Source organism: Streptomyces sp. NBC_01451, assembly GCF_036227485.1.
GTDB lineage: Bacteria > Actinomycetota > Actinomycetes > Streptomycetales > Streptomycetaceae > Streptomyces.
In genome coordinates, this window is sequence record NZ_CP109479.1 from 9,551,288 (window position 1) to 9,576,895 (window position 25,608).

A 25,608-nucleotide genomic window follows, 5' to 3' on the forward strand; every position below is an offset into this window, starting at 1 on the left:
CCTGTTCACACCATCTTCTGTACAAGCAGTCCATCCCCACTGGAGGGTTCTTCACCATGAGCAAGGTCTGGTTCGTCACTGGTACGTCGCGTGGCTTCGGGCGTGCCTTCGTCGAGGCGGCGCTTTCCCGCGGGGACCGGGTCGCCGCGACCGCGCGGGACACCGACACCCTCTCTGATCTGTCCGCCGCGTACGGTGACGCGCTCCTGCTGCTGAAGCTAGACGTCACCGACGGTGACGCCGTCTACGCGGCCGTCGCCACCGCCCACGCGTACTTCGGCCGACTGGATGTGGTGGTCAACAACGCCGGATACGGTTTGTTCGGCACGGTCGAGGAGGTCACCGAACAGCAGGTACGCGACCAGTTCGAGACCAACTTCTTCGGCGCGCTGTCCGTCACACAAGCCGTCCTGCCCATCCTGCGCGCCCAGGGCAGCGGCCACATTGTGCAGATCTCCTCCATCGGCGGCATCGCTGCCTTCCCCTACCTGGGCGCCTACCACGCCTCCAAGTGGGCCCTGGAGGGCCTGACCGAATCCCTCGCCCAGGAGGTCGCACATCTCGGCATCAAGGTCTCCCTCGTCGAGCCCGGCGCCTTCGGCACCGACTGGGCCGGATCCTCCGCCACCTTCGCCGCCCCGATCGACACCTATCAGCCCATCCGTGAGGCCATGGCAGCGCAGGCGTCCGGTTCCGGTTCCGGAGACCCCGAGGCCGCGGCCTCCGCCCTCCTGGAGATCGTCGACGCGGAAGTGCCGCCACTGCGCGTCCTGTTCGGGGCCATGCCGACACAGCTCGTCAAGAGGCTGTACGCCCAGCGGCTGCAAACCTGGTCCGACTGGGAGAAGGTCTCCATCACCGCCGACGGCCGCTGAGCCGCCGACAAGCAAAGGGCGCCGTATGGCTCTGAGCTGTCCCCTCAAGGCCGTACGGCGCCATGTGCGAGCCTGGTCACGAAGGCATGGTTAGCCAAAGGTGTGTCGGTGGCGGTCCGGACCTTGTCTTCAGTGACACCGGGTGCGGTCTCGACCAGCACGAGCCCACCCGGGGGACGTCGATGACGGCGGGGTTGGTGATGGGACCTTCCCCGAGGTGTGGACATGGCCGTTAGATTTACACTCCCTCCCGAACTCATCGACTCACCCCTACGGCCTTCCTCCTGGTCACGTGTGCCTTGGTCGGAGCACATGATCAGACGAAGGCCGTTCCTGCGTCCGGAGATTGTCGGGCTTGCGATCAAGTTCGGGGGCCGTTCAAGCTCACATGGGGGGCGCGATGTCAGAGATTGCTCAGTGGCTCAAGGACTAGGGAGCGCCGCGTCGGGTCCCCGGTCTGCGCCGGGAGGAAGTGGCTGTGCTGGCCGCGATCAGCACCGACTGTACCCACGAGTGGAACACGTGTGGCGAACATCCGCCGTCGCACTGGGAGTGAGGCGATCCGGTCACCGTGCCCGGCGAGGTGTCAGGCGGCCCGTCTCGGCGGCATGGCAGCCGAGGCCTTTCACGCGCTCGGCCGGGAGTTCTCGTCCGGCACCTCCGACACATGGGCGCTGACGATGCGCCAGCCGACGGGGAAACGGGTCCACGACTGCGTCTGGCGGCCGACGGCGTCACCCCCGGGATAGGCGAACAGCGTGGTGACCACCGCGTAGTCGGTCCCGAACGTGCTGATTCTGGTGTCGAAGAGTTTTCTGCCCGGGGGAAACGGCGGTTGTTGCCGTCGCCAGTCCCGGATTTCCTCGATCCCGGCCTGCCGATCGGCGATGCCGAACCGGACCGTGTCGGGTGAGGTCCAGAAGTACCCGGTGATGCCTTCGTGGTCGTCGGTGACCAGGGCTTCCTCGTAGCCGACGAAGGCCGCCGTCACTTCGGCGACCGTCTGTGGCAGGTCCACATCCATCCGCTCTCCGTTCGTCATGGGTTCGATCTGTCCTCGCGCGCCCGTGCAGCCAGGTGGTCACCCGGCCGCACGGAAGTCGCCTTCAGCCGTCCTCAGCTGTGGTGAGCCATCGTCAGTCGGTGGCCGCCGATTTGTCCGGCTCGGCGGCCATGGTGGCCTCGTCCGGCAGGACGGCGGCGTCAGCGCCGGCCGGCACAGTTTCCGGGACCGGGTCAGGTCCTTGCTTGTTCGCCGGCTCTGGCGCCGCAGCCGTGGAGGAGCCGCCGCCGTGCAGCCGCTCGAGTGCCAGCTCCTCGGCGTCCGGCTCGCGGGGTGCCGGCCGGGTCAGAGCGAAGGTTCCGCACAGTACGGCGGCGAAGAGGTAACCGAGGCTGACGCTCCCGCTGGCGTTCCAGTCGATCTTCGGGGCGTGGATGAGCCCGATGAAGGAGAGCGCCGCTCCGGCCAGGGCCACCCCTGCCGCCGGGACGAACCGTTTGTCGATGACGAACGCGACGAGCGCGCCCAGGATCAGGCCCGCCAGGATCGCGCCCTGCCCGAGGACCATCAGCCCGTGGTACACGACACCGGACGACTCCAGACCGGCCTCGCCGACCTTGGTCGCGCTGGTGCCGGCGGCCGCGAGGGCGTTGTCGATCTGGCCGACGGCCCAGGAGGCCAGGTTCGGCACAAGTGCCGCGACCACGGCCGCGGCGTGTGCCTTGGGTGAAAGCTGGAAGGCCTGGGCGCCGATGAGCAGGCCGATGTAGAGCAGGATGGGCACAATCGCGGCGACCGGGAAGATCGCGCCCAACAGACCGAACATGCCCAGGAAGCACATCAGGGCGATGACCGCGCCGGTGGCCAGCGAGTAGCCGGTGCGCCCGCCGGCCTTCTTCCACCCGGGGTGACCGACATACACAGCGGGCGGGAAGGGAGAGCCCAGCGCGGAGCCGATGACGGCGCCCGCGCCGTCGGCCAGCAGTACCGAACGCAGGTTGTAGTTGTCACCGGCGGCGGCGGCGCTCTCGACGTTGCTCATGCCCTCGGTGAAGTTGTAGACACCCAGCGGGATGGCGGTGGCGAGCAGCGGTGCGACGTCCGAGAGGCCGGAGAACAGCGTGCCGAAGTGGAGGCCCGGGAGAGCGAGGGTGATGTCGTCGGCCGCCGCTGAGACCGCAGAGCCGTCCATTGCCCCGCCGGCCCAGCCGATGGCGGTGCCCACCAGCAGCGCGGCGAGCCCGATGGGGATGTTGCCGGGCAGTTTCAGATCGGTCATGAGACCGATCAGGAGCAGCAGGAAGACCGGCAGGGCGATCCACAGGTTGTCCCACATCTGGCCGGCTGGCCGCATGGAGATGAAGGAGACAGAGATACCGGCGAGGGTGCCGAGCAGAGCTGCCCGGGGCGCGTAGCGGCGTATGTAGGGGCCGATGAAGGCCCCGATGATGACGATCACGCCGATGATGAAGGCCCAGGCGATACCGGCCTTCCAGGCCAGCAGCGGATCCTTGGTCTTGAGGTAGATCGGCAGCATGATGACGAACACGACGATGAACATGTGCGGCACGCTCGGCCCGTAGGGCATCGCGGTGACGTCCTGCCGGCCCTCCCGCAGCGCGAGTCTGCGTCCGAGGTAGGCGTAGTAGATGTTGCCCGCGATCAGGGCGATGCCCAGCGCCGGCAGGATGGTGTGGAAGACGTCGTCGTCGGGAATCTTGAGGACTCCCAGGCATAGACCGGTCAAAGTGAGCACATTGACCAGGACGTTGACGGCCAGTCCGAAGAACGCGTTGGTGTCGCCCCGTACCCACAGGGGGAGGGGCATGGGTCTTTTCTCGGTGAGGGCGGTGCGGCGGAGCGACAGCATGCTGGGATCACCCTTCGTCGGGTGGAGCGGTGGTCATGGCGCGGGGTGCGCCGGGTAGCGGGGTGTTGACGGACCGAGGCACCGCTGAGGTGGCGGTGCGGTCGGTTCGGTCGGGGGCGTGGCGCGCGTGTGGCCGCGACGTTGGTCCGCGGCCATGTCAGAGCGGCTGGCGCGCCGGTTCGCGGACGGTTTCCGGAGTGTCGGGACCAGTGGGCGATGCGGTGGCCAGTGCCGCCAGGAACGCGGCCGACTCCGCTGTCCAGCCGAAGATGCCGCCCTGCGCGGCCACCATCTCCAGGCCCGCCTGCTGGAATTGAGGGAAGTACGAGCCGACGCAGTCCGACAGCACCAGGCACTCGTAGCCACGGTCGTTGGCTTCGCGGACCGTCGTGTGCACACACACTTCGGTGGTGACGCCGGTGACGACGAGCCAGCGGATGCCGCGGGCGGTGAGCAGGTCGCCGAAGCCGGTGGCATAGAAGGCGCCTTTGCCCGGCTTGTCGATCACCGGTTCGCCCGCCACCGGGTAGAGCTCCTCGATGATGTCGTGTCCCTCCTCGCCGCGGACCAGTATCCGGCCCTTTGGGCCCGGGTCGCCGATGCGCATGCTGGGGTTTCCGCGCAGGAGCTTGCTGGGGGGACAGTCGGACAAGTCCGGCAGGTGCCCTTCGCGGGTGTGTATGACCGTCATGCCCGCGGCGCGGCAGGCGTCGAGTACGGCCCGCAGTGGAGCGATGGTTCTCCGTAGTTGTTTCACGTCGTTGCCCAGGCTCTCGCCGAATCCGCCGGGTTCGAGGAAGTCCCGCTGCATGTCGATGAGAACGAGCGCCGTCTCGGCGGGGTCGAAGGGGAACGGGTAGGGGGCGGCCTCGACACTGAGCGATTCTGGGACTGCCATGGAGTGCCTGCTTTCGTCGAGGGGAATGGGATTCGACGCGGTCGGCTCGGACGGATTCGGAGCATGCACCCGGATGTGCAGGACTGTTCGAGCGGTGCAGGGGCCCGTCCGGTGGGTCGGCTCAGGAGGTGGGCTCAGTCGTGGCGGCGATCAGGTCGTCGGCGGTGGAGACGCATCCGAAGACGCCGCCCTGCATGGTCACCATGTGCAGCGCGGCTTCATGGTTCGAAGGGTCCGTCGCGCCGGTGCAGTCGGAGAGGATCAGGCATTCGTACCCGCGGTCGTTGGCCTCGCGCATGGTGGTGTGGACGCACACATCCGTGGTGATGCCGGTGAGGACCAGATGTGTGATGCCCCGGGTGCGCAGTACGAGGTCGAGGTTGGTGGCGTAGAACGCCCCCTTGCCCGGCTTGTCCACGATCACCTCGCCGGGAAGCGGGGCCACTTCGGGCACGATCTCCCAGCCGGGTTCCCCCCGGACCAGAATGCGGCCGCACGGTCCGGCGGCGCCGATCTCGGCGCCGATCTGCGCGGACCGCCAGCGCTTGTTCGCCGGCAGGTCCGCCAGATCGGGGGCGTGTCCCTCGCGGGTGTGGACCACGAGCATGCCCGTGCTGCGGGCGTGCGCGAGCAGCTTCTGCGTCGCCGGGAGCCCGGCCCGGGTCAGCGAGATGTCGTATCCCATCGTGTCCACGTAACCGCCGGGTCCACAGAAGTCCGTCTGCCAGTCGATGCAGAGCACGGCGACGCGGTCGGCAGGCACAGATGTGTCGTACGGCCACGCGTAGGGCTTCGCGGTGACCGGGCCGACGATTGCTGTCGGATTTTGCGGGCTTATGAGCGTACTGTCAGCCATTGACACCCCAAACCGGTGAAGCGGTGCATGGGAAAGTAGCCACAACATTTCTGCCATTCCGTACATGGTGATTATGTGGAAATTAGTTTCGGCCGGACGATCGCCGCGTTACGGAGAAATGACGCGGCCACGGGTGCGCGCAGGACCCAGCGCCAGAGCTTCTTTACGGAACGACTACGCCCTCCAGCGTGCGCAGCGGCAGCCTGGGCCGGTCAGGGCCGTCCGAACGGCATCCGTGTCGGCGGCGACCTTGTCCAACAGCGCGATGCCGACGGCATTGTCGTGCACGGACGCGGCGAGGAGGATCACCGCGATGCCGGTCTTGTCGATCACCAGGGTGCGCGGGGCCCAGGAGTTCCAGCGCTCCGCCGTCCCGGACGATGACACCGCGACAGTCCGGAAGTGACGGCGACCGGTGCGGCGAGCAACAGTGGGCAGGGGGGGCGCCACGACGAGGACGGCGACCGTGCGGACGGAGGATCCGCTCAGCAGTCAGGCGACCGTGGCCATCCCCACCGACAGCGGCAGGAGCCAGGCCGAAGGGCAACGAGACCGAACCGATGCGTCCAGCGCGCAAGAACGGCGCCCTCGGTCTGAAAGCCGAGGGGCAGGAGCTCTGTCTGCAGCGCTTCCAGGGTGGTTGTGACCATATTTCGTCACTGGTGGGTCACAGGTCGGAGTGAGGGAGAACTGCTGGCTCCACGGTCCTGTCTGGTTCGACGGGGGCGGCGAGGAGCCGTGCTCCGGATATCTGGGACTCGGGGGACAGCATGCGGTACGTGAACGGAATGCGCGGTTCGGCGGTGGCGGTCGTCGTAGGCGCGGCAGCGCTGGCGGCGGCGGGATGTCAGCCCGGTGGGGTCGGTGCGGACACCGGAGTCGGCAGCGTCACGCCGTCCGGGGCCGTCAGCTCAGCGGTCTCCTCCTCGGCGCCCTCCGTCTCCCGGCCCACGTCCTCCGCGCCCGAGTCGTCCGCATCAGCTCCGGGTGGTTCGGCGGCGACCTGTTCGGCGAGCAGTCTGGAGGCGACCGCCCGTCAGGCCGCCGTGCGGCCGGCCGGTACGGGGACCGGGGCGGCCGTCGTCGAGTTCACCAACGTGTCCGGACGGACGTGCCTCCTCAAGGGGCACCCCACGGTGGCCGGCGCCGGGAACGGCTCTCCCGAGATGAACGTGCCGCTCACTGTCAATCCGACCGGAGCCGCGGCGCCCGTGAAGGTGGCCCCCGGTGGCAGGGCGTGGGTAAAGCTGACGTTCGTGCAGGTGCAGGGAGAAGCCGACGGATACTGCGTGTCCGGTTCGGCGCCCGTGGTGTATCCCACGATGGTCGTCCGGCTGCCGGGTTCCGGGGCGCACCAGGTGGCCCTGGACGACGGGCAGTTCGCCGAGTGCGACGACACCGTGAGCGTCACCGCCGTAACGGCGGTCAGGCCCTCGTGACCGATTCCAGCAGCAGCGCGCGCAGCAGGACGATGTCTCGTGCCGTATCAGGCAACGTTCGCCCTGCTGTGATGTGACGTGCCCTTGATCGATAGGCTTCGAGGCCGTGTTGAGGCTGGTGATCCTGAGGGTGCCTTCATCGCCATCGGCGGTCTCATCGCTTCCTCCGGATCAAGCAGATCCAGTATCGGCGTGTCCACCACTCAGGGGGAGGTCACACGACCATGGCGGCTGTCGGCGACACGGTTGAACATCGGCGTTGTCCAGCGCCGACTCGACGCTCCGCATCGAATGCACCACGCCCCAGCGGCTACACACCTGCTGGAACGCCTCAGAGGTGTATTCGGCGAGTTCAATTGGTCGTTGCAACACCGGGCTGTTGCCGCGAGCGTAGCTGCTCTTCGAAGACCTCGCCCGGCGTTCGCAAACCGAGGGTCTTGCTGGGGCCGGTCGTTGATCGCCATCTGCAGCCCAGAGCGCGGCGGGAGAAGGCATCGTGGACGGATGTGAGGTACAGCTTGCCCTCGCCGGGTAGCCGGGCCACCTCCGCAACCCCTCATTTCTTGCGAGATTTTCTGGGGTTGTCGCGTGGGTGCGGTGCTCACATGATTTGGAGGCGTGCTCCACGCCGGTGAATTCATCACAAGGCAGTGAGCGGTGAAATTCATGCAAGGCGATGGATAGGGCCAGTCACAGGGTTCCGACAGCCTGGAGAGTTCACAAATGAAACAGGATCTGAAGGCCGTGCAGGAAGTGGTCGAACTCGTAACCGGTGGGTGGCGCGCACAGGCCGTCTACGCGGCAGCGAAGTTCAGACTGCCCGATCACATCGAAGTCGGCCTGTCTCGCGATGGCGAACTCGCCGAGGCGGCGGGGGTGGAGGAGCGGGGCATCAACCGTCTGATGCGGCTGCTGGTGGCGATGGGGGTGTTCGAGTGGAGCCCGGAGACGGGTTACCGCAACACCCCGGTGAGCACCGCACTGCTCGATCGGCCCGGGACGATGCGCGACATGTGTCTGCTGTACGGCGAGGAGTTCTACACCGCCTGGGGGCAGGCCGCAGAGTGCTTCCGCACATCGACAGCAGGGTTCGAGCTGGCCTACGGTGAGCCGCTCTATCGCCACCTCGACAGCCACCCGGACCTGGCCGACCGGTTCCAGCGGACCATGAAGGCGGGCAACCTCTTCTTCGACCACGTACCGGAGATCTTCGACTTTTCCGGCAAGACGGTGGTGGACTGCGGTGGTGGCAACGGGCACCTGCTCTCGGTGATCCTTGAAGCGGCCCCGGACGCCCGCGGGAAACTGATCGACCGCGATCACGTCGTCCCGATCGCCCGCGAGTACCTGGCGGGAACGGTCGGCCTGGACCGGGTCGAGCTCTTCGGCGGAGACATGTTCACGTCAGTGCCGGAGGGTGGCGACGTCTACATCTTCTGCCGGGTGCTGGCCGGCTGGTCCGACGAAGATGCCGTCGCGGCCTTCGAGCACTGCCGCCGCGCAATGACCAGCCCCTCCTCCAGGCTACTGGTCATGGACCGCATGGTGGTGGACAACGGCTCCACCGTGCTGCCCGCGCTGTGGGACCTGCACCTGCTGATGACGACCGGTGGCGGACACCGTTCCGTCGATCGGTTCCGGTCCCTGCTGGACCGGGCGGGCCTGGACATCGAACGGATCGCCGGGCTTCCGATGGAGACCACCGCGCTCATCGCCGCACCGCGCGCCTGACTCCCCGCCGCGGTCCCTGGCAGCACCGCGCCACCCACCGGTCCCTGCGTTCCCGCACCACATCCGCAGGGCCGACGGCGCGGTCCGCTGCTGCCACGGATCGCGCCCGACAACACGGCCACACACATTGTGCATGCGTCGGCATGCTCGTCCACCGCCTACCTCTCCTCCATTTTTGGGCCCCCACTTCTGGCGAACCAGCCCGCCCACGCACCCGAGCACGACGTGCCCGCTGCCGTGGCGGCTCGGCGACACGGGGGCGTCCCCGACGTATCCCCTCCTCGTGTCCCGGAGTTGCACCCCGCCACGCCCGGATGATCCTCCCTCTCTCGGAAGAAGCCGACTATGAAGGGCATACCCCCCATCCGTTCGTACCCCCTGCCCACCAGAGCGAGCGTTCCCGAGAACGTCACCCAGTGGACTGCTGACCCCCGACGGGCGGTCCTTCTCATCCACGACATGCAGCGCTACTTCCTCAGGAACTTCCCCGACCCGCTGCGCGCCGAGATCATCGACAATGCCGCCACCCTGCGTAAGCGCTGTGTGGCCGAGGGGGTGCCGGTGGTCTACACGGCGCAGTCCGGCGGGATGACCGAGCAGGAGCGCGGCCTGCTCAAGGACTTCTGGGGACAGGGTATGCGCACGGATCCGGAAGACCGGGCGGTCGTGCCCGAGCTCGCGCCTGCCGCCGACGACTGGCGCCTGACCAAATGGCGCTACAGCGCCTTCTTCCGCTCGGATCTACTGGAGCGCATGCGGGCAGCCGGCCGCGACCAGCTCGTGCTCTGCGGTGTATACGCGCATGTCGGTGTGCTGGCCACCGCACTGGAGGCGTTCACCAACGACATCCAGCCGTTCCTGGTCGCGGACGCCACCGGTGACTTCTGCGAGGACGACCACCGACTGGCCCTGGACTACACGGCTCGGCGCTGCGGGACGGTCGTCCTGACCGACGAGGTGTTCCAGGCATGAGCGCGCCGACCGAGAACCCCGACCGCACCCCGCTCGACCGCGTTCTCTCCCTGGAGCCGACCGCGTTCGCCCTGCTCCACCGGCCCGGGGCGCATGCCGCGCCAGCCACCGTCGACGTCCTGGTGGGGGACATGTCCCAGCTCCCGTCGTTGGCCGACATCCCGCTCCACGACAGCGGTGCGAACGTTTCGGTTCCACGGCAGGAAGTCCTGGTGCTGGTGCCCTACCGGCAGCTCACCGAGCGCGGGTTCGCCGCCCCCGACGACGGGGAACCGCTGCTCGCCATGACCGTCACCGCACAGCAGACGGCCACGGTGCCCGAGCTTCTGGCCCGCATCCCACAGACACCGCTCACCTTGGTCGACCAGCACTTCGACACGTCGGACGACGAGTACGCCGAGACCGTACGCCGGATCGTCACGGACGAGATAGGCGCTGGAGAGGGCGCCAACTTCGTCATCAGGCGGTCCTTCCTGGCCTGCCTCAGTGACTACTCGCCGCGCCATGCGCTGTCCGCCTTCTGCGCCCTGCTGGCCCGGGAGCCGGGCACGTACTGGACCTTCGTCATCCACACCGGGGAACGCACCTTCGTGGGCGCCACCCCGGAGCGCCACGTCTCGCTGAGCGGCGGAACGGCCGTGATGAACCCCATCAGCGGCACCTACCGCTACCCGCCCGCCGGGCCCACCCTGCAGGGCGTCGCCGAGTTCCTCGCCGACCGCAAGGAGACCGAGGAGCTCTACATGGTGCTCGACGAGGAACTCAAGATGATGGCGCGGATCTGCGAGCGCGGGGGCCGGGTGACCGGGCCCCACTTGAAGGAGATGGGGCGGCTGGCCCACACCGAGTACTTCATCGACGGCAGAACCGACCTCGACGTACGCGACATCCTCCGCGAGTCGATGTTCGCCCCCACGGTCACCGGCAGCCCGCTGGAGAGCGCCGCGCGTGTGATCAGCCGGTACGAGCCGCAGGGGCGGGGCTACTACAGCGGGATCGCCGCCCTGATCGGTACGGACGCGGACGGTGAACGCACCCTCGACTCCGCCATCCTCATCCGCACCGCCGACATCGATGCGGGCGGCCAGGTGCGGATCGGGGTCGGTGCCACAGTCGTGCGCCATTCCGATCCGTTCTCGGAAGTGGCCGAGACCCACGCCAAGGTCTCCGGGCTCGTTTCCGCCCTGCAGTCCGGCGGCGCCTCCCGCTTCGGACAACACCCGGAGGTGGTGTCCGCGTTGCGGCGCCGCAACGCGGACATCGCGGGCTTCTGGCTGAAGGACCACGCCTCACACCGGGCGGCGGTGGCCGAGTCGGTAAGGCCTGCGGGGCTGACGGGGCTGAAGACGCTGGTGATCGATGCGGAGGACTCCTTCACCGCGATGCTGGGCCTGCAACTGGACGCGCTGGGACTGCAAGTGGCGATCCAGCGCTTCGACGACGCCACGCTCGACGGGTACGACCTCGTGGTCGTGGGCCCGGGCCCCGGCGATCCCCGCGCGGACGACGATCCGAAGATCCTTCGCCTGCGGTCGTTGGTCGACGAACTCCTGGCCGAACGGCGGCCCTTCGTCGCCGTCTGTCTGAGCCACCAGGTGCTCAGCAGGAGGCTGGGACTGGACCTGGTACGACGTAACGCACCCAACCAGGGCGTGCAGCGGGAGATCGACCTGTTCGGCGCGCGGGAGCAGGTGGGGTTCTACAACACGTTCGCGGCCCGCAGCACCGAGGACCGGCGCCACATCGACGGCGTCGGACCGGTGGAGATCAGCCGTGACCCACTGACCTGTGAGGTGCACGCCCTGTGCGGCCCCCGTTTTACCTCGATGCAGTTCCACGCCGAGTCGGTGCTCACCGTAGATGGGCCCCGCATCGTGGCCGACTCGATCCGGAGGGCGCTGGGTCATGAGGCTTGACATCGTGTGGTGGGACCTGGGCCAGTCCTCCGCGACCATCGGCTCGCTCCGGGAGCACCTGCGCCAGGACGCGGTCGAACAGTGGGCCGGTGTCCGCGGGTTGCGGCTGAAGTTCTGGATGGCGGACCGTGACCGCAACCGGTGGGGCGCGGTGATGGTGTGGGAGGGCGACCGGCCCCAAGTCCTTCCGCCGAACCGGGCGTCCGAACTGATCGGCTATCCGCCGACCCACCGTTCGGTCTTCACCGCCGAAGCCGTCGTGGAGGGCGCGCACGCGGTGGCCGCCCTCCACGGGACCGGCCCGGTGTTCACGGCGTAGGGCCAACTCACACACTACGGAGACCCTCATGCACGAGTACGTGGTCGTGGACGCCTTCTCCCGCACTCCGCTGGAAGGCAACCCCGTGGCCGTCTTCTTCGACGCCGACGACCTCACCAGCGACCAGATGCAGCGCATGGCCAAGGAGATGAACCTGTCGGAGGTCACCTTCGTGCTCTCCGCCCAACAGGGCGCAGACGCCCGGATCCGGATCTTCACACCGGTCAACGAACTGCCGTTTGCCGGTCATCCGTTGCTCGGAACGGCCGTGGCTCTCGGCGAGGTCAAGAAAACGGACACCCTGCGTCTGGAGACAGCCATGGGCATCATCCCGTTCGAGTTCTGCGACGACGGGGGAGTAGCCGTCCGGATGCGGCAGCCGGTGCCGACATGGAAGCCGTACGAGCGGGTCAAGGAGCTCATTCAGGCGTTGGGGGTCGAGTCGTCGACCGTACCGGTGGAGATCTACCACAACGGACCCCGCCACATCTTCGTGGGACTGCCGACCGTGGCCGCGCTGTCCGCTCTCGACCCCGACCACCGCGCCCTGGCCCAGTTCCCCGACATGGCCGCCAACTGCTTCGCCGGCAGCGGCACTCACTGGCGTACGCGGATGTTCTCGCCGGCCTACGGCGTGGTCGAGGACGCGGCCACGGGCTCCGCGGCGGGACCGCTCGCCATCCACCTCGCCCGGCACGGGCTCGCCGAGTACGGGCAGGAGATCGAAATCCTCCAGGGGGCCGACATGGGCCGCCCTTCCTACATGTTCGCCACCGCCCATGGTTCGGGAGACCGCGTCGACGACGTCCGGGTGGGCGGCAACGGCGTTGTCGTCGCACGCGGCGTCATCTACGTGTGAATGGCGCGAGAGAGAGGTTGTGATGGGTACCAGCAGGCTGGAGAGCCTGACCGGTGAGACCGGTCTCGACTTCCCCGAATACGAGGCACCACCACCGGAACCGATGGCACTCGTGAGGCAATGGATCGAGCAGGCCGTCGCGCACGGTGTCCGGGAACCGCGCGCGCTGGCGCTGGCCACTGCGGACGCCGAGGGCCGCTCCTCCAACCGGATCGTCGCCGTCCTCGAAACGACCGAGCAGGGCCTGGTGTTCACCAGCCACAGCACCAGCCGGAAGGGCCGCGAGCTGTCCGCCACGGGCTGGGCGTCCGGCGTGCTCTACTGGCGCGAGACGGGCCAGCAGCTGATCCTCTCCGGCCCCGTGGCGCAGATGTCCGATGCCGAGTCGAATGCCCTGTGGTTCGGTCGCCCGGTCCCCCTTCACGCCATGTCGGCGGCGTCCCGGCAGAGCGAGCTGCTCGAGGACGCCGCGGCCCTGCGCGCCGAGGCCGAGCGGCTGTCGGCCACGGGTACGGCGTTGCCTCGCCCGGCTCGGTTCGCCGGATACCGGCTGTGCCCGGCAGCCGTCGAATTCTGGAGCGCGGAGCCGGACAGGCTGCACCGCAGGCTGCGCTACGACCGTCACGGCGACGGCTGGCGCACAAACAGGCTGCAGCCTTAGGGAGTTCGACGACAAGGCCCGAGCTGTCGGCGGCCCCGGAGTCCGCCAGGCGCGACGGCCACGGGGCCGGATGCCAAAGCCGCCAATGGTGCCGCGTCGCCGTAGTGAACCTCCCGGCCCGGCGTACGGCGTGGCCCCACCCACGCGCGTAGGCCAGCGGCCAGGTCCTGCCAGTCCGCCCGGCACCAGCCGCCCCCCTCGGCACACCACCGTTCCCCACACAAAAGGAGTAGCCCGTGATGGACAACGCGACAAAGGTGCCGGCTGTGCCGGACTCTCCGTCTCGAAGGCCGGGCGCGAGCCGGGCGCGCTGGCGCCGGCCTCCGTCGACACCCGCGGCCACGCCCTCAACCGAATCGCGCACATGCTTGCGGTGCGCCGCGCGGCTCCGGTGTCCGCCAGCCACGCCGACAGCCACAAGGGCCGGGAGCCGGCCGAAACGGGCTGGGCCCCGCGCGTCTTCTACCGGCGTGAGGTCGACCGCCAAGAGAGGGTGAGCTGCCCGACCTGGTCGCTGATCGACAAGGATTCCGACGCCCTGTGGGCCGCCCGGCCCATCGGCTGGGCTGTCTGCTGGAGTCGGCGTCTGTCGATTTCTGGCAGGCCAAGCGGAAGACCGGTCGCACCAGAGACTGCGTTACGAGCGTGACGGTTCCGGCTGGCATGCGGACCAGCTCAAACCCTGACCGTGCTCTGGATCATGTACTCAAGAGGAAGAAAGGTAAGTCGATGTGTGGAATTACGGGCTGGGTCTCGTTCGACCGGGATCTGACTCAGCAGCGCACGCAGCTTGACGCGATGACGGGGACCATGGCCTGTCGGGGCCCGGACGCCGGAGGTGCCTGGCTCGACCGGCACGCGGCGCTCGGTCATCGGAGGCTGGCGGTCATCGACCTCGAAGGCGGCATCCAGCCCATGGTGGTGCCCACCGACGACGGCCCGGTGGCGCTCACCTACAGCGGTGAGGTCTACAACTACACGGAACTCAGGAACGAGTTGATCCGCCGGGGGCACCGGTTCGAGACCCGCAGCGACACCGAGGTCGTGCTCTACGGCTACCTGGAGTGGGGCGAGGCTGTCGCTGAACGCCTCAACGGCATGTTCGCGTTCGCCGTCTGGGACTCCCGGGTCGAGAAGCTCGTGATGATCCGCGACCGGATGGGCGTCAAGCCGCTCTACTACTCCAGCACCGGTGACGGGGTGATGTTCGGCTCCGAGCCGAAGACGATCCTCGCCAACCCGCTGGCGGACCGCGCGGTCGACCTGGCCGGGCTGCGGGAGCTGATCAGCCTCACCCAGACGCCGGGCAGCGCGTTGTGGTGCGGAATGCGCGAGGTGCTCCCGGGCGGCCTGGTCACCGTCGACCGCTCCGGCCTGCGAGAGCACCGCTACTGGACGCTGCCCACCCGTCCGCACACCGACGACCTGAAGACCACCGTCGCCACCGTGCGCGAACTGCTCGAGGACATCGTCAGCCGCCAGCTGGTCTCCGACGTCCCGCGCTGCACCCTGCTCTCCGGCGGTCTGGACTCCAGCGCGATCACCGCGCTGGCCGCCGCCAAGCTGGGCCGGCCGGGGGAGCACGGCGAGCCCGGTGAGAAGGTGCGCAGCTTCTCGGTGGACTTCGTCGGGCGGAAGGACCACTTCGTCGCCGAGGTATCGCGTGGCACGATGGACGCCCCGTACGCGCTCGAGGTGGCCGCGCACGTCGGCTCGCAGCACGAGACCATCGCGCTCGACCACGCCTCGATCGCCGACCCGGACGTGCGCCGCGCCGTCATCACCGCACGGGACAGTCCGTTCAGCTTCGGGAACGTGGACACCTCGCTCTACCAGCTGTTCCAGGCCGTCCGGCAGCAGTCCACGGTCGCCCTGTCCGGCGAGTCCGCCGACGAGGTCTTCGGCGGTTACCAGTGGTTCCATCAGCCGGAGGTCCAGGCCGCGCAGACCTTCCCCTGGATGGACGTCTTCGTCACCGGCCCGCAGGCCCAGTCGTCGGACCGGTTCAACGCCGACGTCACCGCCGCCCTCGACCTGCCCGCCTACATCCGCGACCGCTACTCCGACGCGGTCGGCGAGGTCGAGAGGGCCGAGGGCGAGAGCGACCACGAGATGCGGATGCGGGTGATGTGCCACCTGCACCTGACGCGGTTCGTCCGGATGCTCCTGGAGCGCAAGGACAGGATCAGCATGGCCGTCGGTCTTGAGGTCCGGGTCCCCTTCTGCGACCACCGCCTCGTGGAGTACGTCTACAACACCCCGTGGTCGTTCAAGACCTTCGACGGCCGGGAGAAGAGCCTGCTCCGCGCCGCGACGGCCGACCTGCTGCCCGAATCGGTGCTGAACCGGGTGAAGAGTTCCTACCCCGCCACCCTGGACCCGCACTACAACAGCGCGCTGCTGCAGCAGTCCAAGGAACTGCTCACGACCGACGACCCGGTCTTCGGCCTGGTCGATCGCGGCTGGCTGCAGGACATCACACAGCAGGACCCGGCCTCCATGCCGGTCCACGTCCGCAACGGCATGGAGCGCGTGCTCGACCTGAGCACCTGGCTGGACATCTACCGCCCCGAACTCCGCCTCTGACACCGAGTTCCGGTCGATTGCGGACGGCTCCGAGACAGCACCGCCGCTGCCTGCGAACGGACACGGTCACAGGCAGCGGCGGGCGGTCGGCCGCATGAACCGCGTCAATGTCCACGCCCGCACTATGGATTGAGGGAGCGGATCGCTGCATCACCCGATCAGGGAACGCACTGAAAGTCCTCACGATCAACCTATTTCCCGGTCTGCGACAAAGATTAGAGCAGATCGCAGCGAGATATTGTCGCCGACATTTCACATGCGATTCAAGGGTCACCGTCGTGAAAGTATGCCTCGCGCGGCGGGGGTTTTCGGTGATTACTTGATGCTATCGATTCAATCAGTCATGCAAATCATATGAAGGGAGAATGTTGTGTCTGAATCCGTCAATTCTCAGGGATTCAGCGACGAGGTCGAGCTGCGTCGCGTCAACCGCGCCACCGTCGAGCGCTACATGAATACCAAGGGTCAGGACCGGCTGTGTCGGTACGAGCTGTTCACTGAGGACGGCATCGGCGGTCTGTGGACCACTGACACCGGTGAACCCGTCGCCACCCAGGGCAGGGACCGGCTGGCCGAACACGCCGTCTGGTCGCTGAAGTGTTTCCCGGACTGGGAGTGGTACAACGTCCAGATCTTCGAGACCCAGGACCCCAACCATTTCTGGGTGGAGTGCGACGGACGCGGAAAGATTCTCTTCGGTGACTACCCGGAGGGGTACTACGAGAATCACTTCCTGCACTCGTTCGAGCTGGAGAACGGCAAGATCAAGCGGGAGCGGGAGTTCATGAACCCGTTCCAGCAGTTGCGGGCTCTAGGTATTCCGGTTCCAGAAATCAAGCGCACCGGAATACCGGCCTGACAGGTACAACAAAACCGCTGGATCGGAGTACGTCTTGGAAGACGTGAAGCGGGAGATTCGTATACGCGGGGCATTGCAGCAACCCGAATGGAGCGACCTTTCACAGGCCGGCCGGGTAGGCGAGGCACTCGCCACACGCCCCACTCTCATACAGGCCGACGACCTGGCCACGCTGCGGACTCTGCTGGGCAGGGTGGCACTCGGCGAAGCCATGGTGCTGCAGTCCGGTGACTGCGCCGAGGACCCACGGGAATGCACACGCCACCATGTCGCACGGAAGATCGCGCTGCTCGACCTGCTCGCCGGGTCGCTCGGCCTGATCACCGGTAAGACCGTCCTGCGGGCAGGGCGTATTGCGGGGCAGTTCGCCAAGCCCCGTTCCAGGCCCACCGAAGTGATCGACGGCGCCGAAATCCCCGTCTTCCGGGGACACATGGTCAACGGCCCAGAGCCCGACGCCGAAAGGCGCCGGCCCGATCCACTGCGCATCCTCACCGGCTACATGGCCGCCTGTGACATCGTCGAGCACCTGGGCTGGGGCGACCGCGCCGCAGGGCGCGAGGTGGTGGAGCCGCTGGTATGGACCAGCCACGAGGCGCTGCTGCTCGACTACGAGATACCCATGCTGCGCATGGACGACAAGGGCCGGATGTTCCTGGGTTCGACCCACTGGCCGTGGATCGGCGAGCGCACCCGCCAGGTCGACGGCGCCCACGTTGCCCTGCTCGCCGAGGTGAGCAACCCCGTGGCGTGCAAGGTCGGCCCCACCATGGAGCCCGACGAACTGCTCGCCCTGTGCGAGAAGCTCGACCCGTGGCGCGACCCCGGGAGGCTCACCCTCATCGCACGAATGGGAGCCAACGCCGTCAGCGACCGGCTGCCCCGCCTCGTGGAAGCCGTACACGGCGCAGGTCACCCCGTCGTCTGGCTCAGCGACCCCGTGCACGGCAACACCGTTACCGCGCCCGGCGGTTACAAGACACGGCTCGTGGAGACCGTCTCGCTGGAGGTCTCCCGCTTCGTCCAGGCCGTGGGCGCCGGCGGCGGCGTCGCCGGCGGACTGCACCTGGAGACGACGCCGGACGACGTCACCGAGTGCGCCTTCACCGAGGCCGATCTCGACTCAGTAGGGGACCGCTACACATCCTTCTGTGATCCCCGCCTCAACCCGTCACAGGCTCTCGCCGTGGTCTCGTCCTGGACCGCCGGCACCGCCTGAACCGACGGCTCCTCTGCCTCTTTCTCCCTGCTCCCCTGTGCACGAGGCACACGCGCATCAAGCCAGGACCAGACGCGTGAATGGCATACCCTCCATGTCCTCCTGCTCGTTCCCATCGATGGGACTTCCTCCCGGCTGTCGTGTCCTGGAACGCCGAACCCGACCGGTCCGTCCTTTTGATCCACGACATGCAGCGATACCTCCTCAAGCCCTTCCCCGACGGCGTGCGCCAGGAACTGGTCCGCAACCCAGCGGGACTGCGCGACCGCTGCTTCGGACTCGGCGTCCCGGTCGCCTGTATCGCCCAGCCGGGCTCCAGATTCCTTCGGCCATAGGTCATGTCGGGGGCGTCCACGCCCAGTTCGGCGTGGAAGTCGCGGCCGATGCGCTTGCGGTTCACCCGCTGCCCCGGATGCCGCAGTTCGGCGTGGATGCGCGGGACACCGTAGATGCGGCGGGAGGCGACGTACAGCACCGTGATCTCGTGCGCGACATGTCGTCGGCGGCCCGCCTGGCGTGGCGGGCGGCCTCACCCTCGTGCCACGTGTAGGAGGAGGAGCGGGCGACGTCCAGTGCCCCGGCACAGCAGAACGATCGGGTGGTTCGCCTTCTCCGGATGGATGATCCGGTGCAACTCGCTCACCGGTCGTTCTCCTTCGCGAAGAAGGCGGCGGTGATCTCGATCGTCTGCTGCTGCTCGGGGGTTCTCCCACCGCAGCCGCTTGAGCTCCTTGTGTTCGGCACTGCTCACTTCGCCGGGGGCGCCTTCGCCCCGGTTCGCCTTCGCCCTGCGGTACCAGCCGCGCGGGGACTCGGAGCTGATGCCGAGTTTCCCGGCGACCGCCGTGACCGTTTTGTCCTAGGGATCGACGAGCGTGATCGCGTCCCGCTTGAACTCTTCGGTGTACCGCTTCGTGTACTTGGTTCCCACCTGGTGCTACTTCCGCTGGAACCTCAGGTCCCAGTCTCCAGGTGTCGATCAAAGGGAAGGTTCAACTGTAGTACGGAGGACAGTTCGGCCCGGGTGACATTGAGCTTGCGGTAGACGCGGGTCAGATGCTGCTCCACGGTGCTCACGGTGATGTACAGCCGTTTGGCTATCTCCCGGTTGGTGCAACCGCGGGCGGCCATCTCGACGACCCGCCGCTCAGCCTGACTGAGCGCCGACTCGGCTCCGGCGACCACCGGCTCCTCCTCGGCCACGGAGATGTCCTTGCCGAGGGAGGTTTCCAAGGTGAGGGCCAGTGGGTGCGCTTGGCACTGCTGGACAAGATCCCACGTGCGTCGGCCGACCAGGCGAGCGAGGCGTAGTTCCCCCAGGTGGAAGTAGACCCGGGTGAGGTCCGTCAGTGCCCGTGCCAGCTCGTAGCGGTCACCGGTGTTCTGAAGCAGGTCCACGGCCTGCCTGAGCAGGGGGGGACGCTGCCGCAGGGGGGCTGTCGACGCGAGTATCCGCTGTGCCGCTCCCCGTGCGCGTGCTGTGGTGGTCCCACAGAGGGCGAGCTGGTCCTCAAGGAGCCGCCGTGCCTCGTCCGAACTGCCGTGCTGTACGAGGACCTCCGCCGACTCGTTGCGCCAAGCAATGAATCCGGGTGCGTCCAGGCCCCACCGGACCATGAGGTCACCACAGGTCCGGAAGTCGCTGAGCGCGGCGTCCAGGTTCCCTGTGTCGAGCTGGTAGCGGCCTCTGGCATGGAGGTAGTGCAGGCCGTAACGGCTCTGCAGCATGGTGTCCGGTGCGGGCCGGGCGAGCTGATCGGCCGCCTCCTCGTACTTGCCCATGGCTGTCAGCGCCAGCAGAAGGCTGGCCAGTGCTGATCCCACGGGCACCCCCCAGCTGCTCACGGGGATGATCCGCAGCGCCTGCCGCGCATGCCGCTCTGCTCCGGCGAGGTCCCCCTGACGAAGGCTGATTTCGGCCCTGATGCTCAGCAACCTGGCCTGACGACCTGGGGATTGGCGCGCGACCGCTTCCTCGATGAGTCCGTCGCACCAGGGTGCCGCACGGCTGGAGCGCTCTCCGTAGGTCAGCGCCAGTAGTGCGGATTCCACGGTGTCCATGCCCGCCTCGTCCAGCCGCGCTCTGCGCAGTACGCGCTCGGCGCGGGCCAGCACCTGCTCGGACGGCGCCGTGCTGAGCACCGAGTCCAGGGTGTTGGCGGCCTCCAGCCGGTGGTCGGCCGTGAACGACGGAAGATCCCGACTGTGCTGTTCCGGGGCGGCTTCCGGCATGTACTCCAGGAATGGCGCGTACGAGGAGTGCAGCCATGGGCGAGTGGTCCGCAGTTCGCTCGCGGTTTCAGGATCCCGCGCCGCATCGGCCTGGCCGAGTCTGATGAGGACGTCCCGCGCGTCTTCGAACCGCCCGTGCCACAGCAGAGCCCTGGCCAGGATCAGGGCGTCATCGCCGCGCAGGTGACCTTGGCGCTGCGAGTCGACGAGGTCGGCGAGGTGAGGAGCGGGCGTGCCGGGATTCACCCGCCATTCCGCTCTGACCAGTGCGGTTCTGAGCCTGGCGAGCCGGCGTTCGTCCGAGCAGGCACTGCAGGCGAGCTTGAGGTATTCCACGGCGCGCTCGACCAGGCCCTCCGACAGAGCCAGTTCCGCGGCCTGCTCCAGTACCGGAAGGGTCCAGGGCGCCGCAGTGAGAGGTGCGGCGACCAGGTGCTCGGCCACGACGGTGGCGGGCGCTCCGTCTCCATAGGTCAGCGCTGCGGCTGCCTGATGCAGTTCGGCCCGCTGGTGAGAATCCATGTCCCTGAGAACGGCGGACCTGGCCACCGGATGACGGAAGTTCCCGGCGGTGAGCAGTCCGGCCGTGGTCAGCTCGCCCAAGGTCTCGGCGACGCTTTCGGCATCGACACCCAGCAGTCGCTCGATCGTGTCGGACGAACCGAGTACGGCGAGGCCCCGAGCCACTGCCAGTGTCCGAGGGCCGCCCCGGCGCAGACAGGAGACCACGGCATGCCCGTATCCGTCGGCCACCACGAGGTCGGCTGAATGAGCCCTGGGCGCCGTTCCCGAGGCGGCGACGGTGTACGTGGCGGTCCGGTGGTCGGCGAGCAGGGCATCAAGGAGTGACGGATTGCCTCCGCTGACGGCATAGGAGTCGGCGGCGATCCGGTCGGCGGCTGCACTGCCCAGCCGGGACGCGGCCATGGCCGCGACACCATCGCCCGTGAGCAGGGGCACCCGGATGTTGTGGTTGCCGGGCCGGCGCAGCAACTCCAGCCGAAATCCGGTGTGCCGGTACGGCGCCTGTTCCGAGTGGCCGAAGCACACCATGATGCGGGCGGTGCGTATGCGCCGTACGAGGTAGGACAGACATGCCTGGGACGCCTGGTCGGCGTGGTGTGCGTCGTCGACGACGATGGCGAGGGGCTGCCTCGCGGACAGAGCGAGCAGTGCCGCGCACAGGGATTGAGCGGTGCGCGGGTCCACCAAGGACTCGTGGGCCACGGGTCGGCCGCCCGCTTCGGCCAAGAACAGCCCGTCGGTCTTCAGTCGCTCCTCAGCTGTCAGGGGTGCGTCCTGCAGCAGTTGTCCCATGACGCCCAGGTGTATGTCCGACTCCGACTCGGACCCCGCCGCCACCAGCGTGAGGGCTTCGGCCTTTACCGCTTCGTCGGCGAAGGCCTCCAGGAGCGCGCTCTTGCCGACGGCCACCGCGCCGCCGACCAGAGCGGTCCGGCCCCGGCCCCGCATCGCGTCGCCCATCAGCCCGGACAGGAGATCCAGCAACTCATCGCGTTCGACCAGCGACATGTTCGTTCGTCCTTCCTCTCGGGACGTGCCCGGGAGCAGTGGAGCGGCGTTACTACAGGCGCTCGGCCAGGAGACCCGAGGGGGCAGGAGTGTTGGGTGCCTGGATCTGTCCCGCCCTGGTGGCCGCGACCCTGACTGCGGAGAAGGCGGCAGCGTGCGGGTCACTGTTGATGCCGCAGCCCCAGAAGGCGCGGCCGTCGACGCTGCACCGTGCGTACACCGTGACGCTGTCCCCACACACCGTCCGGGTATCGGTCGTGCTGGTACGGTGCACCGCGCTCACCTCAATGCCCCACGGCGCCAGCGTCGCCGTGAGATCCCCGTAGGTGTCGGTGTGCGTCCCCGGATCCGCGGGCACCTTCCAGCTTTCGGCCCCGTCGATGAAGAGTGTGGTGACCAGCGGCTCATGGCGCAGGCGGAGGGGCTGCGTCTGGTCGGTGGCCGTCAGGTACTCCTGCTCGAAGAGCTCCCTGAGACGGTCGGGAGTGACCTCCATGCCGGTGCGGTCACTGACCGACTGGATCGTCCGCGAAAACTCGACCCGCAGCTCTCGGGGAAGGTTCATACCGTGCCAGGCGCTCATGACGTAAGCGATTCCGCCCTTCCCCGACTGGCTGTTGATGCGCACCACGGCCTCGTAGCTGCGGCCCACGTCCTTGGGGTCGAGGGGCAGGTAGGGCATCTCCCAGGGGAGGCCGTCGATGGGGGAACCCGCGACGGCGGCCTTGCGCTCCAGCGCGTCGAAGCCCTTCTTGATGGCGTCCTGGTGAGAGCCGGAGAAGGCGGTGTACACCAGTTCGCCGCCGTATGGGTGCCGTGGCGAGACGGGCATCTCGTTGCAGTACTCGACGGTGCGCCGCACGTGGTCGATGTCGGAGAAGTCGATGTGCGGGTCGACTCCGTGGGTGAACATGTTCATGCCCAAGGTGACCAGGCAGACGTTGCCGGCCCGCTCTCCGCTGCCGAACAGGCAGCCCTCCACCCTCTGGGCGCCGGCCAGCAGGGCCATCTCTGTCGCGGCCACCCCGGTGCCCCGGTCGTTGTGCGGGTGGACGGACAGGCAGCGGTGTTCCCGGCGGGACAGATTGCGGTCCAGCCACTCGATCTGGTCGGCGAACACATGCGGCAGCGAACGCTCGACGGTGGAGGGGAAGTTGAGGACGATCTCCCGTCCCTCCTCGGGCTGCCAGACGTCCATGACCGCCTCGCAGACCTCGACCGCGAACTCGGGTTCGGTCTCGTTGAAGAGCTCGGGGGAGTACTGGAATCCCAGGTCGCAGTCGGCGAGTGTCCTCTCGGCGTACTTCATCGTCCACGAGGTGCCTTGGACGGCCAGGTCCATGACCTCTCCGCGGCTCATCCCGAACACCACCTCGCGGAACAGCGGTGCTGTCGCGTTGTAGACGTGGACCGTTGCCTTTCGCGCCCCCCGCAGACTCTCCACCGTGCGGCGGATCAGCTCTTCACGGGCCTGTACCAGCACTGATATCCGGACGTTGTCGGGGATTCGGTCCTGCTCGATCAGCGCCCGTACGAAGTCGTGGTCGTCCTGGCTCGCCACCGGAAAGCCGACTTCGATCTCCTTGTAGCCCATGTCGACCAAGAGGTCGAACATCGCCAGCTTCCGGGCCGGGCTCATGGGATTGGCCAAAGCCTGGTTTCCGTCGCGCAGATCCGTTGAAAGCCAGCGCGGGGCCGCGCTGATGACCTTGTCCGGCCAGGTACGGTCGCGGAGAACGATCGGAGTGAACGCGCCATAACGCCGGTGGTTGCCTACATGCTGCATGGCATAGACCTTTCGTCTTCGCGTCGCGGAACATATGTGGAAAAGCCAGGGCTATGCCGGTGCGTGGCATGCGGTAGGTGACGGAGAAATGATCTCCGGGAGGGAATTCCGCTTGGCTTTCCGGCACTCACGCTAACGAGGGTCCTGAACAGCGAACAAGGCGAACTATGCGGTGGTACCACCGAAGATTACAAAAGGGCTCACGACCGGTATCGAAAGGAGTAGTAGCCCCTTCCACCTCCAGCTCTATCGCGGGTGCTCAGGTTGAACTCGCGAAGTCCGGCCGGCGGCAGACAGCCATCGACCAGGTGGGGCCGGTACTGGATCTTCTTCAGCTTCCGCTTGATCATGTGGGTGAGGTGCGTGAGGTCGGTGGCGGCGAAGTCGGCCGGTTCCCTGACCAGGCGCACGTTCAGGATGTCCCAGCACCACACCACAGGGGTGCCGAGCTGGATGTGGGTCATGACGATCAGATCGCGGTACTGGCGCCAGGAGAACGCCTTCGGCTCGCCCCGGCGGCCAGGTCCGCCGCAGTCCTTTTCCCTGCGGCCACAGCTCGGCCCTCCACACCTCGATCGTCTCGCCGTCAAGTTCGTCACCACACCGCAGTAAGCGCCACGGCTTCGCGAACGGCTGTGTGTCGAAGAACAGCTGGCTCTCGACGCCGAAGAGCGAGGCTGGGGCCGTGAGGTCGAACGACACCAACGCCTCGCCGAGCGCATAGGCAACCTGCTGGACGAACTCGGCGAACCCCACGCTGAGCTGCCTGGACGACCCGAGCAGAAAAGTTCCGATCTTGTGGGAGTGCGAACAACTACCCTGTCGCGCATGGCGATACGACAGCGGACGTGGCGGAACGTGGACGGCGAGCGTATTGAGGGCACCTGGCGGCACGCCTTCATCTGCAACGCCGGGAACTACTTCCTCACCGACCTGCTGATCTACGCCGACGGAATGGTCGACTGCTGGGGTCTGGAGACCCTGGAGGGTTTCGCCGGCAAGCTCGCCTCCGGATGGGTCGCCACCGATCTGCCCGAAGGCGCCCAGGCATCGGCCCACCACCTCGCCTCGTGGAAGTTCGCCGAGCCGAAGACCTGGCTGACCCCCGAGATGCTGCTCGGCGAGGTCCGCGACGACATCGACAACCTCAACGGCCGTCCGGACTCCACCAGCCGCTGCCTCACCGCTGTCGACGTCTTCCGAGAGCAGCCGACCGAGGCCAACCGAACCGCCGTTCGTAAAACCTACGAAGCCATCCCGGAACACCTGCGGAGATACGCCCTGGGCGACATGGACCGCAAAGACTTCCCCCTCATGGTGATCGTGACCGGCCCGGAGAAGCAGATCGAGCTGTGGGGCGGAAACACCGTCGATGTCACCGAGGAGATGTACGCCTCCGCCTTGGAGTACTTCGCGGAGCGCGAGCAGTTGCGGAAGCAGTACGAGACGAAGACACCCGCCGACGGCCCGACTGAACCGGTCGAGAGCAGCGTCCATCTCAACCAGGCGGTCTTCCCACGCGGCTGGCCCGAGAACCCCGGCACCCTCGTGCTGCGCAACGAGTTCCCCGCGCCGATCGTCATGGGAAACCGGACCTACCCCACGATTGCGCACGCCTACTGGGCGCTGGCGGTCGCCGACGAACACCGACAAGCCGAGATCCTCGGCGCAGAACGGCCGTATGACGCACAGAAGCTCGCCGAGGATTCTCCCCTGCGCGAGGACTGGCCCCGGGTTCGGGTCGCCGTCATGACGCGCTTGCTGCGCGCGAAGTTCCAGCAACACCCCGAGTTCGCCGAGACGCTGATGGCCACAGGCGCCACCCGATTGATCTACACCGAGCCCGGATCGACCTTTTGGGGGCAACGCGGGCTCGAAGGGCGGAACTGGATGGGCCGACTGCTGGAGTTGACCCGCTCCGAACTCGTCGCCGCCAAGCTGAACATCCTGCAATGATCGACCGCAGCAGGCCGGCACCGATCGCCTCGGTCGAG

The 25,608-nt window shown here is 67.6% G+C and carries 20 protein-coding genes and 2 pseudogenes; 13 read left to right on the forward strand and 9 right to left on the reverse strand.

Annotated elements, in window-relative coordinates:
* The first annotated feature begins 56 nt into the window (after positions 1-56).
* Complete coding sequence (locus OG595_RS42260) at positions 57-875, forward strand: SDR family oxidoreductase (protein WP_329281713.1); 819 nt, start codon at positions 57-59, stop codon at positions 873-875.
* A gap of 625 nt (positions 876-1,500) precedes the next feature.
* On the opposite strand, the gene OG595_RS42265 is transcribed toward OG595_RS42260, so the two are convergent.
* The 5 genes and pseudogenes from OG595_RS42265 to OG595_RS42285 all read right to left on the reverse strand — a co-directional run.
* Positions 1,501-1,917 carry an AtzH-like domain-containing protein gene (locus tag OG595_RS42265; RefSeq protein WP_329281715.1) on the reverse strand — a complete coding sequence of 139 codons (417 nt, stop codon included), beginning with the start codon at positions 1,915-1,917 and terminating at the stop codon, positions 1,501-1,503.
* Positions 1,918-2,011: 94 nt separating this feature from the next.
* Positions 2,012-3,748 (reverse strand): regulator, encoded by a 1,737-nt coding sequence (locus OG595_RS42270; protein ID WP_329281717.1) that lies wholly within the window; start codon positions 3,746-3,748, stop codon positions 2,012-2,014.
* 157 nt (positions 3,749-3,905) lie between these two features.
* Positions 3,906-4,646 (reverse strand): cysteine hydrolase family protein, encoded by a 741-nt coding sequence (locus OG595_RS42275; protein ID WP_329281719.1) that lies wholly within the window; start codon positions 4,644-4,646, stop codon positions 3,906-3,908.
* 121 nt (positions 4,647-4,767) lie between these two features.
* Positions 4,768-5,409 (reverse strand): biuret amidohydrolase, encoded by a 642-nt coding sequence (gene biuH / locus OG595_RS42280; protein ID WP_329281721.1) that lies wholly within the window; start codon positions 5,407-5,409, stop codon positions 4,768-4,770.
* A gap of 408 nt (positions 5,410-5,817) precedes the next feature.
* Positions 5,818-6,132: pseudogene (locus OG595_RS42285) on the reverse strand (hypothetical protein); the annotation flags it as partial.
* Positions 6,133-6,272: 140 nt separating this feature from the next.
* Here OG595_RS42285 and OG595_RS42290 point away from each other — a divergent pair.
* The 11 genes from OG595_RS42290 to OG595_RS42340 all read left to right on the forward strand — a co-directional run bounded on the left by OG595_RS42290 (position 6,273) and on the right by OG595_RS42340 (position 18,398).
* Positions 6,273-6,941 carry a DUF4232 domain-containing protein gene (locus OG595_RS42290; protein ID WP_329281723.1) on the forward strand — a complete coding sequence of 223 codons (669 nt, stop codon included), beginning with the start codon at positions 6,273-6,275 and terminating at the stop codon, positions 6,939-6,941.
* A 723-nt stretch (positions 6,942-7,664) separates the two neighbouring features.
* Positions 7,665-8,672 carry a methyltransferase gene (locus OG595_RS42295; protein WP_329281725.1) on the forward strand — a complete coding sequence of 336 codons (1,008 nt, stop codon included), beginning with the start codon at positions 7,665-7,667 and terminating at the stop codon, positions 8,670-8,672.
* A 345-nt stretch (positions 8,673-9,017) separates the two neighbouring features.
* Positions 9,018-9,644 (forward strand): isochorismatase family protein, encoded by a 627-nt coding sequence (locus OG595_RS42300; protein WP_329281728.1) that lies wholly within the window; start codon positions 9,018-9,020, stop codon positions 9,642-9,644.
* Positions 9,641-11,560: an anthranilate synthase family protein gene (locus tag OG595_RS42305; protein ID WP_329281731.1), complete on the forward strand. Its 1,920-nt coding sequence runs from the start codon at positions 9,641-9,643 to the stop codon at positions 11,558-11,560. The genes OG595_RS42300 and OG595_RS42305 overlap by 4 nt, the downstream gene beginning before the upstream one ends.
* Positions 11,550-11,879: a hypothetical protein gene (locus OG595_RS42310; protein WP_329281733.1), complete on the forward strand. Its 330-nt coding sequence runs from the start codon at positions 11,550-11,552 to the stop codon at positions 11,877-11,879. The genes OG595_RS42305 and OG595_RS42310 overlap by 11 nt, the downstream gene beginning before the upstream one ends.
* Positions 11,880-11,907: 28 nt before the next feature.
* A complete protein-coding gene (locus tag OG595_RS42315; RefSeq protein WP_329281735.1) occupies positions 11,908-12,738 on the forward strand; it encodes a PhzF family phenazine biosynthesis protein in 831 nt (276 codons plus the stop codon).
* Positions 12,739-12,760: 22 nt separating this feature from the next.
* Positions 12,761-13,399, forward strand: a complete 639-nt coding sequence (phzG, locus tag OG595_RS42320) for a phenazine biosynthesis FMN-dependent oxidase PhzG (RefSeq protein WP_329281737.1) — start codon at positions 12,761-12,763, stop codon at positions 13,397-13,399.
* Positions 13,400-14,128: 729 nt separating this feature from the next.
* The gene (asnB, locus tag OG595_RS42325; protein ID WP_329281739.1) at positions 14,129-15,985 is read left to right on the forward strand and encodes an asparagine synthase (glutamine-hydrolyzing); all 1,857 of its coding nucleotides are present in this window, start codon (positions 14,129-14,131) and stop codon (positions 15,983-15,985) included.
* Positions 15,986-16,355: 370 nt separating this feature from the next.
* The gene (locus tag OG595_RS42330) at positions 16,356-16,844 is read left to right on the forward strand and encodes a PhzA/PhzB family protein (RefSeq protein WP_329281741.1); all 489 of its coding nucleotides are present in this window, start codon (positions 16,356-16,358) and stop codon (positions 16,842-16,844) included.
* Between the two features lie 34 nt (positions 16,845-16,878).
* Positions 16,879-18,063 (forward strand): 3-deoxy-7-phosphoheptulonate synthase, encoded by a 1,185-nt coding sequence (locus OG595_RS42335; protein WP_329281742.1) that lies wholly within the window; start codon positions 16,879-16,881, stop codon positions 18,061-18,063.
* Between the two features lie 188 nt (positions 18,064-18,251).
* Positions 18,252-18,398: a hypothetical protein gene (locus OG595_RS42340; protein ID WP_329281744.1), complete on the forward strand. Its 147-nt coding sequence runs from the start codon at positions 18,252-18,254 to the stop codon at positions 18,396-18,398.
* 53 nt (positions 18,399-18,451) lie between these two features.
* On the opposite strand, the pseudogene OG595_RS45540 reads toward OG595_RS42340, so the two are convergent.
* The 4 genes and pseudogenes from OG595_RS45540 to OG595_RS42355 all read right to left on the reverse strand — a co-directional run.
* Positions 18,452-18,547 (reverse strand): annotated as a pseudogene (locus OG595_RS45540) (IS3 family transposase); the annotation flags it as partial.
* Positions 18,548-19,017: 470 nt separating this feature from the next.
* Complete coding sequence (locus OG595_RS42345; RefSeq protein ID WP_329281746.1) at positions 19,018-21,828, reverse strand: helix-turn-helix transcriptional regulator; 2,811 nt, start codon at positions 21,826-21,828, stop codon at positions 19,018-19,020.
* Between the two features lie 52 nt (positions 21,829-21,880).
* Positions 21,881-23,614 (reverse strand): 2-isopropylmalate synthase, encoded by a 1,734-nt coding sequence (locus OG595_RS42350; RefSeq protein WP_329281748.1) that lies wholly within the window; start codon positions 23,612-23,614, stop codon positions 21,881-21,883.
* Positions 23,615-23,814: 200 nt separating this feature from the next.
* Positions 23,815-24,078 carry a hypothetical protein gene (locus tag OG595_RS42355; protein ID WP_329281750.1) on the reverse strand — a complete coding sequence of 88 codons (264 nt, stop codon included), beginning with the start codon at positions 24,076-24,078 and terminating at the stop codon, positions 23,815-23,817.
* A gap of 364 nt (positions 24,079-24,442) precedes the next feature.
* Here OG595_RS42355 and OG595_RS42360 point away from each other — a divergent pair, with 364 nt between their 5' ends.
* A complete protein-coding gene (locus OG595_RS42360; protein WP_329281751.1) occupies positions 24,443-25,570 on the forward strand; it encodes an NADAR family protein in 1,128 nt (375 codons plus the stop codon).
* Positions 25,571-25,608: the final 38 nt, after the last annotated feature.

Excerpts from the sequence above, each read along its gene's own strand:
- OG595_RS42260 (WP_329281713.1), top strand. The coding sequence starts at position 57 with ATGAGCAAGGTCTGGTTCGTCACTGGTACGTCGCGTGGCTTCGGGCGT.
- OG595_RS42265 (WP_329281715.1), bottom strand. The coding sequence starts at position 1,917 with ATGACGAACGGAGAGCGGATGGATGTGGACCTGCCACAGACGGTCGCC.
- OG595_RS42270 (WP_329281717.1), bottom strand. The coding sequence starts at position 3,748 with ATGCTGTCGCTCCGCCGCACCGCCCTCACCGAGAAAAGACCCATGCCC.
- OG595_RS42275 (WP_329281719.1), bottom strand. The coding sequence starts at position 4,646 with ATGGCAGTCCCAGAATCGCTCAGTGTCGAGGCCGCCCCCTACCCGTTC.
- OG595_RS42290 (WP_329281723.1), top strand. The coding sequence starts at position 6,273 with ATGCGGTACGTGAACGGAATGCGCGGTTCGGCGGTGGCGGTCGTCGTA.
- OG595_RS42295 (WP_329281725.1), top strand. The coding sequence starts at position 7,665 with ATGAAACAGGATCTGAAGGCCGTGCAGGAAGTGGTCGAACTCGTAACC.
- OG595_RS42300 (WP_329281728.1), top strand. The coding sequence starts at position 9,018 with ATGAAGGGCATACCCCCCATCCGTTCGTACCCCCTGCCCACCAGAGCG.
- OG595_RS42305 (WP_329281731.1), top strand. The coding sequence starts at position 9,641 with ATGAGCGCGCCGACCGAGAACCCCGACCGCACCCCGCTCGACCGCGTT.
- OG595_RS42310 (WP_329281733.1), top strand. The coding sequence starts at position 11,550 with ATGAGGCTTGACATCGTGTGGTGGGACCTGGGCCAGTCCTCCGCGACC.
- OG595_RS42315 (WP_329281735.1), top strand. The coding sequence starts at position 11,908 with ATGCACGAGTACGTGGTCGTGGACGCCTTCTCCCGCACTCCGCTGGAA.
- phzG (WP_329281737.1), top strand. The coding sequence starts at position 12,761 with ATGGGTACCAGCAGGCTGGAGAGCCTGACCGGTGAGACCGGTCTCGAC.
- asnB (WP_329281739.1), top strand. The coding sequence starts at position 14,129 with ATGTGTGGAATTACGGGCTGGGTCTCGTTCGACCGGGATCTGACTCAG.
- OG595_RS42340 (WP_329281744.1), top strand. The coding sequence starts at position 18,252 with ATGCAGCGATACCTCCTCAAGCCCTTCCCCGACGGCGTGCGCCAGGAA.
- OG595_RS42345 (WP_329281746.1), bottom strand. The coding sequence starts at position 21,828 with ATGTCGCTGGTCGAACGCGATGAGTTGCTGGATCTCCTGTCCGGGCTG.
- OG595_RS42350 (WP_329281748.1), bottom strand. The coding sequence starts at position 23,614 with ATGCAGCATGTAGGCAACCACCGGCGTTATGGCGCGTTCACTCCGATC.
- OG595_RS42355 (WP_329281750.1), bottom strand. The coding sequence starts at position 24,078 with ATGACCCACATCCAGCTCGGCACCCCTGTGGTGTGGTGCTGGGACATC.
- OG595_RS42360 (WP_329281751.1), top strand. The coding sequence starts at position 24,443 with ATGGCGATACGACAGCGGACGTGGCGGAACGTGGACGGCGAGCGTATT.